15 protein-coding genes and 1 tRNA gene are annotated in these 17041 nt (G+C 41.6%); 12 read left to right on the forward strand and 4 right to left on the reverse strand.

The features are described from left to right. The first annotated feature begins 8 nt into the window (after positions 1-8). A complete protein-coding gene (locus ACK4EX_RS01490; protein WP_409769407.1) occupies positions 9-1382 on the forward strand; it encodes a hydroxymethylglutaryl-CoA reductase, degradative in 1374 nt (457 codons plus the stop codon). Between the two features lie 84 nt (positions 1383-1466). Here ACK4EX_RS01490 and ACK4EX_RS01495 read toward each other — a convergent pair whose 3' ends face one another. Continuing rightward, a complete protein-coding gene (locus tag ACK4EX_RS01495) occupies positions 1467-2126 on the reverse strand; it encodes a class I SAM-dependent methyltransferase (RefSeq protein WP_409769061.1) in 660 nt (219 codons plus the stop codon). 420 nt (positions 2127-2546) lie between these two features. Between ACK4EX_RS01495 and ACK4EX_RS01500 the strand changes: the two genes are divergently transcribed. The 5 genes from ACK4EX_RS01500 to ACK4EX_RS01520 are packed head-to-tail and all read left to right on the forward strand — an operon-like array spanning position 2547 to position 8166. Next, positions 2547-3947: a hypothetical protein gene (locus tag ACK4EX_RS01500; RefSeq protein WP_409769063.1), complete on the forward strand. Its 1401-nt coding sequence runs from the start codon at positions 2547-2549 to the stop codon at positions 3945-3947. Then, the gene (locus ACK4EX_RS01505; protein WP_409769065.1) at positions 3904-5223 is read left to right on the forward strand and encodes a GDSL-type esterase/lipase family protein; all 1320 of its coding nucleotides are present in this window, start codon (positions 3904-3906) and stop codon (positions 5221-5223) included. The genes ACK4EX_RS01500 and ACK4EX_RS01505 overlap by 44 nt, the downstream gene beginning before the upstream one ends. Next, complete coding sequence (locus ACK4EX_RS01510) at positions 5204-6862, forward strand: MBOAT family O-acyltransferase (RefSeq protein ID WP_409769066.1); 1659 nt, start codon at positions 5204-5206, stop codon at positions 6860-6862. Before ACK4EX_RS01505 ends, ACK4EX_RS01510 begins: the two co-directional genes overlap by 20 nt. Positions 6863-6872: 10 nt before the next feature. Then, complete coding sequence (locus tag ACK4EX_RS01515; protein ID WP_409769068.1) at positions 6873-7631, forward strand: sulfotransferase; 759 nt, start codon at positions 6873-6875, stop codon at positions 7629-7631. Further along, entirely contained in the window at positions 7624-8166 is a 543-nt protein-coding gene (locus tag ACK4EX_RS01520; RefSeq protein ID WP_409769070.1) for a hypothetical protein, read from the forward strand. Before ACK4EX_RS01515 ends, ACK4EX_RS01520 begins: the two co-directional genes overlap by 8 nt. 57 nt (positions 8167-8223) lie before the next feature. Here the strand turns inward: ACK4EX_RS01520 and ACK4EX_RS01525 are convergent, their stop codons facing one another. After that, on the reverse strand, positions 8224-9117 hold the full coding sequence (locus ACK4EX_RS01525; protein WP_409769072.1) for an HAEPLYID family protein: 894 nt from the start codon (positions 9115-9117) through the stop codon (positions 8224-8226). A 148-nt stretch (positions 9118-9265) separates the two neighbouring features. Here ACK4EX_RS01525 and ccoS point away from each other — a divergent pair, with 148 nt between their 5' ends. From ccoS to ACK4EX_RS01545, 4 genes are read left to right on the forward strand one after another with little or no spacing between them, the layout of a single operon-like run. Beyond that, positions 9266-9454 carry a cbb3-type cytochrome oxidase assembly protein CcoS gene (ccoS, locus tag ACK4EX_RS01530; RefSeq protein WP_409769074.1) on the forward strand — a complete coding sequence of 63 codons (189 nt, stop codon included), beginning with the start codon at positions 9266-9268 and terminating at the stop codon, positions 9452-9454. Positions 9455-9473: 19 nt separating this feature from the next. Continuing rightward, positions 9474-11618 carry a cytochrome-c oxidase, cbb3-type subunit I gene (gene ccoN / locus ACK4EX_RS01535; protein ID WP_409769076.1) on the forward strand — a complete coding sequence of 715 codons (2145 nt, stop codon included), beginning with the start codon at positions 9474-9476 and terminating at the stop codon, positions 11616-11618. A gap of 6 nt (positions 11619-11624) precedes the next feature. Further along, positions 11625-11816 (forward strand): CcoQ/FixQ family Cbb3-type cytochrome c oxidase assembly chaperone, encoded by a 192-nt coding sequence (locus ACK4EX_RS01540; protein WP_409769078.1) that lies wholly within the window; start codon positions 11625-11627, stop codon positions 11814-11816. Positions 11817-11820: 4 nt separating this feature from the next. After that, positions 11821-12762, forward strand: coding sequence for a cbb3-type cytochrome c oxidase N-terminal domain-containing protein (locus ACK4EX_RS01545; protein ID WP_409769080.1), 942 nt, complete (start codon positions 11821-11823; stop codon positions 12760-12762). A gap of 269 nt (positions 12763-13031) precedes the next feature. Here ACK4EX_RS01545 and ACK4EX_RS01550 read toward each other — a convergent pair whose 3' ends face one another. Together ACK4EX_RS01550 and ACK4EX_RS01555 are read right to left on the reverse strand one after the other, a co-directional pair. Beyond that, positions 13032-14681, reverse strand: coding sequence for a putative ABC exporter domain-containing protein (locus tag ACK4EX_RS01550; protein ID WP_409769082.1), 1650 nt, complete (start codon positions 14679-14681; stop codon positions 13032-13034). Then, a complete protein-coding gene (locus ACK4EX_RS01555) occupies positions 14668-15402 on the reverse strand; it encodes an ABC transporter ATP-binding protein (RefSeq protein ID WP_409769084.1) in 735 nt (244 codons plus the stop codon). The genes ACK4EX_RS01550 and ACK4EX_RS01555 overlap by 14 nt, the downstream gene beginning before the upstream one ends. Before the next feature lie 371 nt (positions 15403-15773). On the opposite strand from ACK4EX_RS01555, the gene ACK4EX_RS01560 reads away from it, so the two are divergent. Then, positions 15774-16643 carry a hypothetical protein gene (locus ACK4EX_RS01560; RefSeq protein ID WP_409769086.1) on the forward strand — a complete coding sequence of 290 codons (870 nt, stop codon included), beginning with the start codon at positions 15774-15776 and terminating at the stop codon, positions 16641-16643. A 302-nt stretch (positions 16644-16945) separates the two neighbouring features. Continuing rightward, positions 16946-17018, forward strand: a tRNA-Gly gene (locus ACK4EX_RS01565). Positions 17019-17041: the final 23 nt, after the last annotated feature.

Raw genomic sequence — 17041 nt, forward strand, 5'->3', positions numbered from 1 at the left:
AAGTAATCATTCAAAAAAGCAACATGACTAAAGGAAGCGCCATCAAAGGATTTTCGAAACTCAGTAAAGAAGCTAAAATTCAATGGCTGGTGAACGAATACCTCAACGGTGACGAGTCGTATATCGACTTTCTGAACAGCTATCTTCACCCTGATCCAAAGGTGCAAAAGCTCCACGATGAGTTTATTGAAAACACCATAACCAATTATTATTTGCCCCTTGGCATAGCTCCTAACTTTCTTATCAACGGCCGAATCTATGCCTTGCCTATGGCCATCGAAGAAAGTTCGGTAGTAGCTGCGGCAGCTAAATCAGCGAACTTTTGGCTTGAACGCGGAGGATTTACAGCGACAGTAATTTCTACTGTTAAAATTGGTCATGTACACTTTATGTACTTTGGCGATGGGGAGAAGCTGGCTCGTTTTATCGAAAAAAACAAACAAAAATTTTACGAAGACACCCACCATATTACCGCCAATATGCAGGCCCGTGGAGGCGGCATTTTGAGCATTGAGTTGAAAAATAAAACCGATAAACTCGACGGCTACTATCAGCTCGAAGCGCGCTTTGAAACCTGTGATTCAATGGGTGCCAACTTCATCAATTCCTGCCTCGAACAAATGGCCAAAACCCTCACCATACTGATAGCTGAATCAGATGAATTCACTGAGTCTGAAAGGCAAATTCAGGTTGTGATGCGCATTCTTTCGAACTACACCCCTGAATGCATTGTGCGCGCTGAAGTGACTTGCCCTATCGATCAGCTTAATGCCGACGATGAAATCAGCCCACGAGAGTTTGCTGAAAAGTTTTACCGCGCTGTGCGCATAGCTGAGATTGAGCCATATCGTGCCACCACGCACAACAAAGGTATATTTAACGGCATTGATGCCGTGGTAATCGCTACTGGCAACGACTTCAGAGCCGTAGAAGCTGCAGGTCACACCTATGCTGCTCGCGATGGTCAATACCGTTCACTCACACACTGTGATATTTCAGATGGCACTTTCCGCTTCTGGATCGAGCTCCCTCTTGCACTTGGCGTAGTAGGTGGTTTGACTTCATTGCACCCAATGGTGCGCTTTTCACTCGCGCTGCTCGGCAAACCATCAGCCACCGAACTGATGGGCATCGTAGCAGCCTCAGGCCTTGCCCAGAATTTTGCAGCCCTCCGCGCTCTGGTAACTTCAGGCATTCAAAAAGGCCATATGAAAATGCACTTGCTCAATATTCTCAATCAGTTGGAAGCCACTGAAGAGGAAAAGAATTTCTTCATAAACTACTACAAAGACAAGGTAGTAACCTATGCCGAAACTGTGAGAAAATTCTGTGAACTGAGAGGCATCCCTGCCGACACATACGCACACATACACAAGAGATAAGTTTTAGTAAATCAACTTTAAAAAACCCTTGTCCCTTTCGTTTTTGGACAAGGGTTTTTTTGTTTTCTTTAATTTTAGAAAAAATTAAATCTCAGGAAGTTTTTGTCCTTTGTATTTCATAGCTACCTGAAAATAGTTATTCACAGCCCCAAGTAGTTCAAATTCTGTATAATAGGCTTTACAAAAATCGTCAAAAGCCTTAAACTCGTGTAGAGGAACATTAAATTCATCAAAGAAAAGAATATCACCAACCTTTAAATAGGGAAAAATCAGGGTAAGTACATACAAAGTCGAAGAATACAAGTCGGCATCGAGGTGTATCACCCTTCGATCATACGTAGAGATGTCGTGTTGTATAAGCCAACTTGCCAAAGTTTCCTGAAACAGGCCTTTTATGAGGTGTACTCGCGCATCCTCCGTTGAGATTTCTTTCATACCCGCGCTCATATCGCCTACCTTGTAGCTGCCCCATGCTTCAGGTAAGCCCTTAAAGGTATCAAAGCCGTATAAACGACTCTCTTCGTTTTTCAACCGCTCACTCCAATGTTTCAGACTAAAGCCCTTGGAAACGCCAAATTCAAGATATACGACTTTTTGCTTATCAAGCCTCTCAATATCAATGATATAATTGTACAACAGATATCGAGCCTCATATTTGCGGTAGGGATTAAAAAAGTCGTTAAAATCGGTTTTGCGGTGGGCGTAGGCGAATCGCCCGACATCAACCATATATGCTGTCCACAAAAAAGGATTTTTTAAAAACGAAAAAAACTTGTGAAATCTGAAAAGTAAAAATATGCCCTTTGTAAGATGAGGAAGATGAAATAACTTCAATGGAAGCATGTCTAAATTTCGATGCAAAATACACTAAAATTCCATCATGCACTTTTGAGAAAAAAATACAATTTAAGCTTACTGAAATTGGTAGTGACATAACCTGTTTATCTTCTGATTATAAATTCTGGAAAAAATTGATTTAGTATTTTTATCAATTTGAATCGTATGAATTTGTTTTAAAAAATCGGTTTATAAAAATTTTTTACCAAACATATTTTTAACTTTACCAAATTGTATTTTGCAGCTCTACTCCCGATGGACGCTGATGTAAAACCAAAAGACGTTTTTTTCTTTTTTTTAACTGCGGGTTTAGTTCTGTTTGTACTTATGATCCTCTTTCCAGCAGAGGGTTTTAAGTTTTTTGGAATTAAAGTACACTTCGCGCAGATATCTGATTTTTTACCCCAAAAGTCTACAAAGACAAAAGAAAACGTAGTACTTACAAACAATATCTCCGACTCATTATGGCTTCAAGATCGAGAGATGCCCAAATCCAGTGTATATCAAAAGAGAAAAATTCTTAACTACATAGGTGAAATAAGTCCCTTAGCTCCTTTTTACGATGCATTACATAGCAATAAAGAAGAAAAAATTCGAATTTTTCACTTTGGCGACTCACAAATAGAAAACGATCGCATCTCCTCTTTTCTACGCGAACGCTGGCAGGCAATGTACGGTGGTGGTGGAATGGGATATCTGCCAGCCAATGCATGGGTTCCACATCTATCAGCCGAACACCGTAATAGCCCGAACTGGATGAGGTACACGGCCTTTGGTACACCAAACGCCGAGATCACTCATCGCAGATTTGGTCCTTATCTTAGTTTCGCTCGCTTTACACCAGTTGATACTGCTGAATGCACCGAAGAGGTAAACGCATGGATAGAAGTGAGTGCTTCTAAAAAAGGCTTTTCAAGATCTCGCAAATATTCGCTACTTAAAATTCTGCTCGGAAACAATTACAGGCCCTTCGAATTGACAGTTTTGGAAAATGGGTCAGTTCTAAAAAAAGAAAAAATTCTTGCTCTGCCTGAAAAAGATACCTTACTCACAATAAAACTTCAGTCGACAGGCAGTCAAATCAGAATTGAATTTTTAGCACGGCATAGCCCAGATGTTTATGGCCTTAGTCTGGAGCAGGATGTGGGTATAGTGCTCGACAATGTGCCTATGCGCGGGGCCGATGGCACCACATTTAGCCGGTGTGATGCTTCTCAAATAAGCCGATACATGCAGCGAGAAAATACAGGTCTGATCATCATGCAGTTTGGAGGCAACGCTCTGCCCTACTTGCGCGATAACGAACATGCTGGAAAAGCTGCTCAAAACATCGCAAGACAAATACAATTGCTGAAAAGGCTCTCAGGAGATGCACCCGTTTTGTTCATTGGCCCAAGTGATATGGCTATCAAGGTAAAAGACCAATTTGTGACCCATCCATTGCTTTCAGACTTCAGAGACTCACTTCTGCACCATGTAACCCTCGCAGGTGCAGCCTACTACGATTTGCTTGAAGCTATGGGCGGAGAGGGGAGCATGGTAGAATGGGTACAGGCACAGCCTCCACTGGCCACAACCGATTACATACACTTTACACCGGCAGGCGCTCGTTTAGCTGCAGAACGACTGTTTGACGAACTTGAAAAAGACCTAAAAGCCCACCTCTATAAGCATCACCCCGCTCATGAGAAGAATCAAGAAAAAACACAAGCTTCGGCTTCACCTTAGTCTTTGGTTGTTCATCACATCTATCATTCTACCCTGGCATGTACTGACACAGCCCATCACTGAGATGTACAGCCAGGTGCAGAAAAATTCCCTTTTAGACGCCGAGAAGATACATCTGCATCTACCGGGCGGTGATGTTACTTTCAACGCCTTTATTCAAAAATTGGAGAAGCTCAGCCTTGGTAAAGTTGGAAAAATTAACGTCGTACACATTGGCGGTTCACACGTACAAGGCGGAACTCTTCCAAATACCATTAGAAACAACCTTGTACATCTTCATCCCCAATTTTTCGGAGAAAGGGGTTTACTTTTTCCTTACAAAATGGCCGGCACCAATAATCCGGCTGACTTTAAAACAACCTTTAGCGGTGAGTGGCACGGCCATCGGTCGTCGGTATCCAGCCATTATGCTGAATTTGGCATTTGTGGGATTACAGCAACTACGTATGATCCCGAGGCTACATTTTCCATTCAGCTCTACCCGCTTAACGGCAGAGAATACTACTACGACCGCGTCAGAATTTATCACCCATTCGGTCCAGAGTACATGAAACCCGTATGGACGGGACAGGAAGATGTTGTAATCACCTGGGAAAATCCCACAATCGGATATACAGAATTTGTACTCGAAAATGCCACAACTACAAACCAATTTGCATTGAGAAGCTACGTCGATTCTGCTCAAAAATTCGTTTTACAAGGCATACAATTTTTTTTAGATAAACCCTCACTCGTATATCATGCCATTGGAGTAAACGGTGCCAATACTTCTTCTTATTTGCGCGAACCTGAATTCGCTCGTCAGGTTCGACTATTACGCGCTGATGTGGTGATTTTTGGCATTGGTATCAACGATGCAAATGTTCCTTTTGGAAAATTTGACAAAGAACAGTTTAAGTCAAACTATGAGAAACTGATGGATGTATTCGGAAAAGGCAATAGAGATGTATTCTTCGTTTTCCTGACAAATACAGATAGTTATTATCAAAAAAAACATCCAAATAAAAATGCCCTTTTAGCTCGTGAGGCTGTTTTTGAACTGGCATTAAAACACAAAGCCGGAGTAATCGATGTATTTGAAATCATGGGCGGGTTAGGCTCGTCCACACGTTGGCGACAATCTGGGATGATGTCAGCCGATTTAGTGCATTTTACTCCCAAGGGGTATGAACTTCTTGGCCACGCTATAAGTGCGGCTATAATTGATGCAGTTGCCAATCATTTGCATCGTTCTACATCTTTTAATGTACTAAAAAATGTGGAGTTGGTTCATTGATATTTTTACTTACAAACCCGATCAACCACTCATCTTTTCGAGGTTCTTTTTTTGGGGATTTTATTTGGTAGTTTTAGGATTTTATTCCATTGTTTATCCGAAGCGATTATTGCGAAATGCATACTTGTTTTTTGTGTCTTTATTCTTTTATTACAAGTCATCAGGGCTGAGTATTCTTATCCTGATATTTTCTACTATTTCAGATTTTTTTATCGGCAAAAAAATCTATGAAACTAAGCATCCTATACTCAAAAAAGTGTGGGTAGGCTTAAGTGTATTTTTGAATCTTTTTGTTTTAGCTTATTTTAAATACGCATACTTTTTTACGGAAAATTTCAACGCATTATTTAATACCAAATATGAGGTTATTAATCACTTTGCTCAATTTAGTAATTCCGTTTTTGGTACAGGTTTTAGGGTAGATAAAATTCTATTGCCTGTAGGCATTTCTTTTTACACGTTTCAGACCATTAGTTACTCTGTAGATATTTATCGCAATCAAATCAGACCGGTAAAAAATTTATTGGATTTTGGCTTTTATGTAAGCTTCTTTCCACAGCTGGTGGCAGGCCCTATTGTGCGGGCTTCAGAATTTATCCCACAGCTTTACAAGCCCTACAACATCACTCGCGAGGAGTTTGGACTAGGAATTTTCTGGATCATCAACGGATTGGTGAAAAAAATTGTGTTGGCCGATTATATAGCCGTAAATTTTATTGACCGCGTATTTGCTGATCCTGAGCGATGGGGAGGTTTCGAAAATTTAATGGCGCTGTATGGATATACTCTTCAGGTATATGCCGACTTTTCTGGATATACCGATATCGCTATCGGAGTAGCGCTGCTAATGGGTTTTTATTTGCCGCAGAATTTCTGGTCGCCCTACAAGTCGCAGAACGTCGGAGAATTTTGGAAGCGCTGGCACATGAGCCTATCTAGTTGGCTGAAAGATTACCTGTACATTCCGATGGGGGGCAATCGCACAGGGTCGTTTTTCAGTTATTTTTCGATGTTTAGCATTTTGATCTTTATTAGCTTTTTGGCGAAAAGTCTGTGGGTCTTTGTAGGTTTTGCAGTGCTTGCACTCATAGTTTGGCTGATTGGCAAATTGTATCCACCTTTTAAAAAAGAAGTCGATACAAACATCAATCTAATGATGACCATGCTGCTTGGCGGCTTGTGGCATGGCGCCAGCTGGAACTTTGTGACATGGGGCGGTCTGAATGGATTGGGATTGGTCATCTTTAAACAGTGGAAAAAAATTCGACCGTGGAAAAACCCCAATCATCCCTTGGTGAAATTGCTGGGCATTTTTATCACTTTCCACTTCATCACCTTTACGCGCACCTGGTTTAGAGGCGAAGATTGGGATAAGGCCGTAACTATGCTCCGTCAAATCGCTTATCATTTCGATTTGGACGTGGCTCCACAAGTACTTACAGGCTACGCAAGTGTTTTTTGGTTTATGGGCATCGGATTTGTATTGCACTGGCTGCCAGAGCGTTGGAAGATTTCTTATCGCAAATGGTTTTGTCAAGCCCCCAAGCCTGTACAACTGAGCAGCTTTGTACTTACTGTATTAATTGTCTATCAGGCAGTTTCAGCCGAGCTTACGCCTTTTATTTACTTTGCTTTTTAGTAGCCACTTTATGTTACGTCAGATTGCTCGAGTGCTCGATCCTCTTCATCCGGAATTATACAAGCCTGTTATTATCATGGGTATGCATCGATCAGGCACGTCTTTTTTGGCTGAGGTCTTACACAGAGCAGGTATTCATATGGGGGTGAAGCGCGATCACAATTTTGAGGCATTTCACTTTTTAAGCATTAATCAGCGCGCGATGTGGCAGGCCGGTGGCGATTGGTATAAGCCTGTAGTGCCAGCATCTGAACACTTTGACAAATGGACTGCCGAGGAACTCTTTAAAATACATTTTGGTCTGAAAGGAAACGGCAAATACATACTTTACAAACTGATTAATAAGCGCTGGGGCTGGAAAGACCCCAGGAACACTTTTACTCTTCCCTTCTGGCTGAATCAGTTTCCACAAGCAAAGGTGATCCACCTAATTCGAAACGGATGGGATGTAGCACTCTCTTTACAAAAGCGCAATCAAAAGTTAGGTGAGGTTTATAAGGCTGAATTTGATAATCCTTTGGCAGGATTTAACCTTTGGAACATCTACATCACAAAAGCTTTTTCGTACGAATATTCAAATATTCACCATGTTAAGTACGAAGATCTGATGAAGAAAAATTCTGAAGAAATAAGCCGATTAGAAAATTTTCTAAAGGTCTTTTTAAAAAAATACATCGATCATTTGGCATCAAAACCAAATGTGAGGAGCGTACGTTTTCCTGAAGAGGTAAGGCAAAATGTTTGGATGAAAAAATTTTACGATGAATAAAGTGAGAAATTCTGAAGTACAAGATACAATACAAAGTATACAAAAGTGCCTTCGTTCAGCACAAAATTTTTTCTATTATCATGAAGAGAATCAATTGAAAAATACAGATCAAAGAGGATGGAATTCCGTAGAGTATATTGAGCACTTTAATTTGATTATCTATCATCAGATAGAAGTAATGAAATCTGTTGAAAATTCGTCGAAAGGAATTCTACTTCCAAAGATAATAAGAACCGCAGTGGATAAACTTTCCTACTCGTATTTACTGCGAAAAAAAGAAAAAGAAATATTTTTTAAAATATTTATACCGGTAAGTGTTTCAAATCCAGGAGTACAGCTCAACGCACAAAAGGTTTTTGAAGATTTAATCTACGGAGGAGAAGAAATTATACAACTGGCTTCGAATAAAAAAACACTTAATAAAATTGTCATAGATCCTAAAATTCCTGGTTTTATTACCTTACAGAAAAAATTGCAATTCATTGCTGATTATATGAATGAGATCATCGAACGATGCAAGGCATTAGTAAAGTGAGTTTTTGAGAGATTTTTAATAAAATATTTTGTTGAAATATGTAGAATTTAAAAAAGTTTAAATATGGCTTGGTTCCCAAATAATTCGAAAAAAAGTACTCAAATTTTGATTGGAATACGATATAGGAATTCCGGTGACAATTCCGATAAGAAAATTGTCTTTGATCTGTAGGCGCATTTGAGGCCTAAACACAGCAAAAAAATCGTTTCGCGAGGCGTATTTATTGATTTCAATACCTATAAAATTTCTTGTACCGGGCAGCATGTAATGAATGTTTGAATTCCATTCTAAACGAGTATGTGATGGCGAAGAGTCAAATGTTCTAAATATTTGTGGCCCGGCGTAGATCAGTGAATGCCAGTTATTCCCCCATCGTTTAGCCGCTACAAGGAAAGGATTAAATTTATTTTCAGCAAAAACGCGTCTTTTAAAAGAATTGGGAGGCGAGAGGAAGGTCTCATTTAAATATCCCAGAGCAAGTGAAGTGGAGGTCTCGGTGTTGACATAAAATGTCCATTGGGCAGCAAGTTTTAGGCTTTCGATTTGATTTTGAGGTCTTTCATTTGGGCTTGTTCCCAGATGAGGGGTAAAAAAGTTAACTGGTATTTCAATTTCCAGCCCCAAACGATCGATAACAGCCCATTCGTACTCAACAAAAAGAAGTATTTCGTCGTACTTCTTTTTATTAAAAAGTCCCAAACCCACATTCCATTCGGCCTCTCCTCTGCGGGCACCGAGGTCGCGGATCAAGTCTATAAAAAGTGGTTCAGCGTGCAATACTTTTGGCTTACCCTGAAATGATTCGTATTCGGCTATGTAGGTACTGTCGATGATGTGATCTTCAAGTTCGTCAAGATCAGGTTTTTCTTCGGTAACAACTTGTGCTGAAAGACTGCGGGCAAAAAAGATTACATAAATGATAAGCCAGTTGAGAGTTTTTATCCTTTTCATTTCGTAAAACTTCTTCAATTAACGTGCCTGTACATGTGAAATTCTGCAAAGATTGATGTGTATGACAAAAATCACTTTATGAATTGAGAGCTATCATAGATGGTAAGAAGTGCGGATTTCACTTTTGTCACCAAATCAAGAAGATTCTATGGAAATTATTTACTTGTTAATTTTTATAAGCGTACTAATCGCCTCGGGTTTTCTAATCGCCTTTGTGTGGAGTGTTAACTCTGGGCAGTACGACGACGACGTAACCCCGGCCATTCGAATGCTCTTTGACAATGAAGTGAAAACATTAGAAAACGCTGATCAAGAAAACAAGAAACCCCATCAATAAACCTAATACGTTCTAAACTATGGAAATGGAAAAGTTCAATTACGACAACCGGACGGTCAAGGACTTTATGCTTGCCGCCATTGTATTCGGTATCATTGGAATGCTGGTAGGCCTTACAGTGGCGCTTCAACTGGTTTTTCCTGCCCTGAATTTTGACACATCCTTCCTTACATTCGGTCGCATAAGGGCACTGCACACAAATGCAGTGATCTTTGCTTTTGTGGGAAATGCAATGTTTGCTGGTGTTTACTACTCCCTGCAACGGCTGCTTAAAACACGAATGGCCAGCGATTTTCTCAGCCGCTTTCACTTCTGGGGCTGGCAATTGATCATTTTAGCTGCTGCCATCACTCTGCCGCTTGGCTATACTTCGAGCAAGGAATATGCTGAGCTGGAGTGGCCAATCGACATTGCCATAGCCATCGTGTGGGTAGCTTTTGGTGTTAACATGATTTGGACTATTCTGATCCGCAGAGAACGCCATCTTTATGTAGCGATTTGGTTCTACATCGCCACATTCGTTACTGTAGCCCTTTTACACATCTTCAATAACCTTGAAATACCCGTACATGCCCTGAAGAGCTACTCTATTTATTCAGGTGTTCAGGATGCATTGGTGCAATGGTGGTATGGTCATAATGCTGTAGCGTTTTTCCTCACCACACCAATTTTGGGTTTGATGTACTATTTTATGCCGAAAGCGGCTAACCGCCCTGTGTATTCATACAAACTCTCAATCATTCACTTCTGGGCGCTAATCTTCATTTATATATGGGCTGGTCCGCACCACCTGCTCTACTCTGCTTTGCCCGACTGGGCTCAGTCACTAGGTACAGTATTCTCAGTGATGCTGATCGCACCTTCTTGGGGTGGTATGATCAACGGTCTGCTCACGCTGCGCGGAGCTTGGGATAAGGTACGCGAAAGTGCGGTACTGAAGTTCTTTGTAGTAGCTGTCACAGCTTATGGTATGGCTACCTTCGAAGGCCCGATGCTCTCAACTAAAAGTGTAAATGCCATAGCTCACTTCACTGACTGGGTACCAGCTCACGTACACATCGGCGCCCTCGGTTGGAACGGCTTCCTTGCCTTCGGTATGTTCTATTGGCTTACACCACGTATATATCAGACCAAGCTCTATTCTGATAAGTTAGCCAACATTCACTTTTGGATTGGCACCATAGGTATTCTCTTCTGGGCATTGCCTATGTATATCAGCGGCTTTACTCAGAGCTTGATGTGGAAACAGTTCAACCCCGATGGCACACTTGTATACGGCAACTTCCTCGAAACAGTGACACAAATTATCCCGATGTATGCACTGCGCGCCTTTGGTGGACTTCTATATGTGACAGGTATCATAATAATGACCTATAACCTCGCCAAAACAATGCTCAAGGGTAAACTCCTGGCCGAAGAACCAGCAGAAGCTCCGGCATTGGCTGCTCAAGGGGTTCATGGTCATGAATCCTTCCACCGAGCTCTTGAGAGAAAGCCCGTTCTCTTCACTGTACTAGTTTTCATCGCAGTTCTTATTGGTGGAGTTGTAGAGATTGTACCCACATTAATGGTGGACAGCAACATTCCAAAAATCGCTTCTGTAAAGCCCTACACACCACTGGAACTTGAAGGTCGCGATATTTACATCCGCGAAGGTTGCAACGCTTGTCACTCTCAACTGGTGCGTCCGTTCCGCAGCGAAATAGCCCGCTATGGCGAGTACTCTAAGGCCGGTGAGTATGTATATGACTTCCCGTTCTTATGGGGCAGCAAGCGCACCGGGCCCGACTTGCATCGTGTAGGTGGTAAATATCCGCACAGCTGGCACTACAACCACATGTGGGATCCTACTTCAATGAGCCCAGGCTCTATCATGCCGCGCTATCCATGGCTCTTTACTACCGATAAAAACGACGCTACCCTCAATACGGCTTACACCCAAAAGAAAATGAAGCAATTGGCCAAGCTGGGTGTGCCCTATACACAAGAGCAAATTGACAATGCTCTGATAGATCTGGAAGTTCAAGCCCAAATGATTGCTGACGAGCTGAATAAAGACCCCAACATCAGCGTAAAACCAAATGAGGAAATCATAGCGCTGATTGCATATCTGCAGCGTCTGGGCACCGACATTAAGGTTAAAAATCAAACAGCTCAAAAATAAGCAGCCATGCTAAAGTTTGTAAAACATCATCTGGCAACCATCGATAATGTGGATATCTATCCCATCATCTCTCTGATACTGTTTGGGTTGGTTTTTATTGCCATACTGATCAAAACATTCCTGGCCGATAAGAACACGATGAAACAGCTTAGCCAGATGCCTCTGAACGATGACCCAAATTCAAACCCTCAAAACTAATCGTATGAAAAAAGTATCAACCCTCCTATTTTCTATAGCCGGTGTTGCACTGATGGCTCAAGAACAGCAGCCGGCAGCTTCTACTGGCTTCGACTGGTATGGGCTTCTGAATGATGTTTTCTTCTGGATGTTTTTCGTCACCTTCGTTCTTCTGATCGTTACGCTTGTCACTGTAAATAAGGCGTTTAATGCCATCAAAGAACTGATGATCGCTCAGAAAAAGGCTGTAGCGGCACCTGCATCACCGGCAGTGGCAGCAGAAACAGAAGAAGCTGAAGAAGTTGTAAAACCCTCTCTATACCAGCGCATTATGCAAGCGCTTACCAAAGCCAAGCCGATCGAAAAAGAGGCCGACATCATGCTCGATCACGATTATGACGGGATCAAAGAGCTTGATAACTCCTTACCGCCTTGGTGGGTATGGGGCTTCTATATCACCATCATTTACTCTATCATTTACCTCATCCATTTCCACGTACTTGGCACTGGCCCGTCAAGTGTCGAAGAGCTTGAAAGAGAACTTGCCTTAGCTGAGAAACAGAAGGAAGAGTACCTCAAAACCGCTGCTAACCTCATCGACGAAAACACCGTACAATACCTCACTGCTGAGGCCAATCTGGCAGCCGGTAAAAAGATCTTCGAACAAAATTGCGCTTCGTGCCATGCACCCGACGGTGGTGGATTGGTAGGTCCAAATCTTACCGACAATTACTACATCCACGGCGGTAGCATACAAGACATTTTCAAAGTAATCAAGTACGGTGTACTCGAAAAAGGTATGCTCGCCTGGAAAGACATGCTGTCGCCCGCACAAATGCAGGATGTAGCAAGCTATGTGAAATCGCTCAGAGGAACTACACCCGCCAATCCGAAAGAACCACAGGGAACATTATATGAAGAGGCTGAAGCTTCGACCAACGAGCAAGCTAATCAGTCAGCTCAGTAACAAGTAGGTTTTTTTTCATAGCAGGTAGATGACCGGCATGCAGTACACACACACATGCCGGTTCTTCTTTTATTTGCCATTCAAATCACATTATCCTCCACTTTTAAAATATTCTGCCAACACAATATCAATTAATCAAACTGATTTTTCAATGCTTAAAATCGATTAAAAGAATTTGATGTTTTGACGTTTGCTTATGGTAATCCTTATCTTAAACTTTTGAATCCAAAAAAAATTTTTATTAACGAATGGCATATTTCAACAAGTACTCAATATTCCAACCGATCAATCTCTTCCATTGCAAAAATGTACAACAAAGCACTCCACACACCTATGTAAAAAGCAACAGTCATAAACGAAGCACCGTATGACTTAAAAAATCCGAATGCAGCAATCGCAAGGAAGACCGATGGCAACTGAGCAAAGAGCATGAGAACCAGAAAAGCAAGAGGCAAAAAGAGATAGCGATCAACTACATTCCTAATTCTCAATCGAGCATTTAATTGAAATAAAAAACCCAAAAGATAAAGGGCAATTGAAGCAATAACCGTTGTAGGAAGTAAGTCAAAATGATCACCATATGAAATTACAACAGGGGCATAAAACAATAGGGTATATGCCCCCACTTGTAAAAGATCGAGCAGAAGGAAATAAAACAATTTACGAGGAACTGTATCAGGGATTAAGGCAAATTGAGGGCGAGTTAAATCGCCAATGCGTACCCGCATATACCCAGCACTATACGACAAAAAAGCTAAAAACAAAAAACTTAAAACGATGATTCCATTGAAATCTTCACGGTCAAATGGGGTAAAGTGAATTGTTACACCTATAATAATACCGAGCAAAGCGGCAAAAAAAGAGCTTGGATCTAAAACAGGGATACCAGTTTGACGATATGCCATAACCCAGTTTTTCCAAAACAGCACTACAGCCCCTTTTCCAAAATTGGTATGCTCTCTAATTTTTTTTGTGTTGATGGCCCAACTGTATTCAACCTCGTCACTCAGCTGAGCTTCACTAGATCGAAACTGCTCTGCGCGCGTTTTTAATTCGGTAGATGCAAGAATGTCTTCGTAGTATTGATTTCCAAACCTATATACGCCCAATGGCAGAGCTACTATATAAAGTGCAACTAACGCGATTGCCCACCAAACCGCTTCACCTGACATTATACCCATTATGCTGGCATGAAACCATCCTATAACTGGAACTAACTGAAATGAGCCATTGTTAAAAACAGCTTTTAATACATTAATAAAACCATATTGTTGAAAGTTAAGCAAAAAAGAAATAAGTACAGCTGCCAAAATAAAGTTTCGCAAGTGACGAACGTGTTTAACACGCTCCTCACCATTACCCCTTGCTACGTAACTAAAAATTAGAAATTGTAGAGGTTTAAGGCTAAAAACAAAAAGCGTAAACGGAATAGCCACGAGAAAGACTTGTTTCGTCGAAAAAGAAATGCTCTCTGGACTAATAAACAAAAAGAAGTAGAAAATTAAAATCAGTGATGAAAAAAAAGATGGAATCAGACTCTTTCCCAACTGATACATAAGCAGTACCCTTGGATTAAAAGGCCCCGAAAACAGAAAATGGGTATCAGCATTGACAAAAAATGAGGTGTTGCGCTTTATAGCGCGGGTTATAATGATTATATAAACAGCGGAAATAATTAAACCTGTAAAAGCTGCAAAAAACACATGTACTTTTTCTTGTTCTTTAGCAATGATTATAGAAAATTCATCAGCTTCAGGATACACAGCTACTTCACCTGTAGTGATCGAGAAACGTCGATATACAAAAAAGGCAATAAAAGCAAGGATGAAAAGCCACCGCAAGGGTTTGCGAAGCGCCAAAAGAAAAATGTTTTTTAAGGACAAAAGATCTTTTAACAACAAGGCTCTAATTGCATGCATCGTCAGCTGACTTTTGAGTAAGATTGAAAAAAATATCTTCTAAGGTTTGAACCTCATCACCAAATTGCTTGCGCAAAGCCAGTGGAGAATGGTTCCAAATCAACTTACCAGCACGCATAATGAGAAGTCGATCTGCAAATCGCTCCACGGTATCAAGTATATGGGTAGAAATCAATAAAGTTTTGCCTTTTGCCTTTTCTTCCTCGATCAAAATTTTTACCTCGCGGATGGCTTTCGGATCAAGACCCATAAGGGGTTCATCGAGCATGATAAAATCCGGATCGTGCAAGAAGGCCGCACATATGCTCACCTTTTGCCGCATGCCTTTAGAGAGTTCTCGGCCGAGCTTATTACGATGTTCTGTCATTTCAAAGCGATCAAAAAGTTCTTCGGCACGCGATTTCCAATAGCGTAAACCATAAGCCTGAGCCACAAACTGCATATGTTCCCAGGCAGTGAGTAGCGGATATGGCTCGGGCATCTCTGGAACATAAGCCATTCGGCGCTTCGCCTCAATTGATGTATGAGGGTGGCCTGCGATCTTTATTTGACCAGAATCGAGCCTTAAAAGGCCGGCAATACACTTAATCGTAGTGCTCTTACCAGCGCCATTTGGGCCAATTAGCCCGGCAGTCTGCCCTGCTTCAAGCGTAAACGTGAGTTCTTTTATTGCAAATTCTCCTTTTTTAAAAGATTTAGTGACGTTAGTAAGTTCAATCATTTGACGGCTCAACAATGGTGACAAATCTACCTATCATTCAATCAGATATTTAATCATGATAAAAAAAGTAAGATATTTATCCTTCGTGGAAAAAATGAATTGTTCGAGGCAATTTTTGTAACTGTTTGAAAGTGTAACTTAAATCACAATCTTATTTAATAAAATCTTTGTGTTACAAATAATCACAACTCATGAGAACAACTTCAACCTCTTTAGCATTTGTTGTTACAATTCTTGCTTTTAATCTAAAAGCTCAACTGACCTGTCAATTTGCTGTTCAATCCGTGACACCCGTACCTGGTAACCCGCTTGAGTAAACAATTAATTTTACTCTGACCACCAATCAACCCCACAACGGATCGATCACTATAATGGCAGTGAACCCCAACGGCGGAAACATTACTTCATCACCACTTGCCACACCCATAAACGTAGGAGCGGGCACACATCAGCAGTCCATTAAAGTAGTGGCTACCTCACCCATTCCAGTCAACACCCCGATAAGCACCTCTTTTTCTGTAGGCGCCAGAGGATGTGCCAGTACGCTGTCTGTATCTTTCCCACAACCAATACCGGAGTGCTTCCGTCTGCGTACCAATGCCATGACATGCCAGCCCGGCGCAAAGCTTCGCATGTCACACTCTCTTGACGGAATTAGTGGAAATAGCGTAAACGGTACTTTAGTGATTACCGCTACCGGAGCCACCTTTTCAGCCCCCTCAGCAGGTGGCACACTCAACAATCCTAACCAACTCACATTTTCAGTCGGCAATCCGGCCGGAGGCACTTTTAACTTCGAATATGACCTTCAGCACAATCCAGCGAGTGGCACTCCACAACTAACCTTTGAATTCAAATCAGCCAATGGACAAACCCTGTGCGCAAGCCGTCAAGACATTAGACCCTACCCTTCGCTCTGCGGCAGCAGCAATCGATGCAATAAAGTGAACATTACCTTCTCAAACCCCGCCATTCCACAAGTTCCCGGTTTTGTGCTCTCAGGCATTGCTACTACAACTCCACTTAGTGAAACATTTTTTACTCAACTTACCATTTCTCTTGTAAATTTTGAAAGAAGAACTGAATGTCCCAATACCAATCCCACACCCTGGCAAAGCCTAATGCAAAATCCGCCGGTAATTCAACCTGCAGGTCTGACCAATGCCTGCGTAGAAGTCTCGAATTCGGCTAGTGTCGTGAATACTCCTATAGCCAATTCAATTCAATATACCACCCAATAGTCCGAAACAGCAGGCCAACAGCAGTGTTGAACATTATTTGCAGTTCAGGGGTGTGCCTGAGAAGCAATCCGGCACCTGTCAGGAGCGACTTCGTATTACGCTGCGCTACTACATGCGTAACAACAAGAGCTGTGAAGTAGAAATGTATCGGATAGCAGAGGTAGTAAGGTGATAACTTGTATAAAAACGCTTTAAAAACAAGTAATTATCAACAAATCAAAACAAAATTTAAAATCGGGTTGAAAAATTTATTTGCCCCCTTGTACAAACAAAGAAGGCATGTATATCTTTGCGGCCCGAATGCGAGAATAGCTCAGTTGGTAGAGCACGACCTTGCCAAGGTCGGGGTCGCGGGTTCGAGTCCCGTTTCTCGCTCTGAGTTTTCCCTCCGGTAATCG

This window comes from Thermaurantimonas sp. (assembly GCF_046299575.1).
In the GTDB taxonomy this organism is placed as follows: domain Bacteria; phylum Bacteroidota; class Bacteroidia; order Flavobacteriales; family Schleiferiaceae; genus Thermaurantimonas.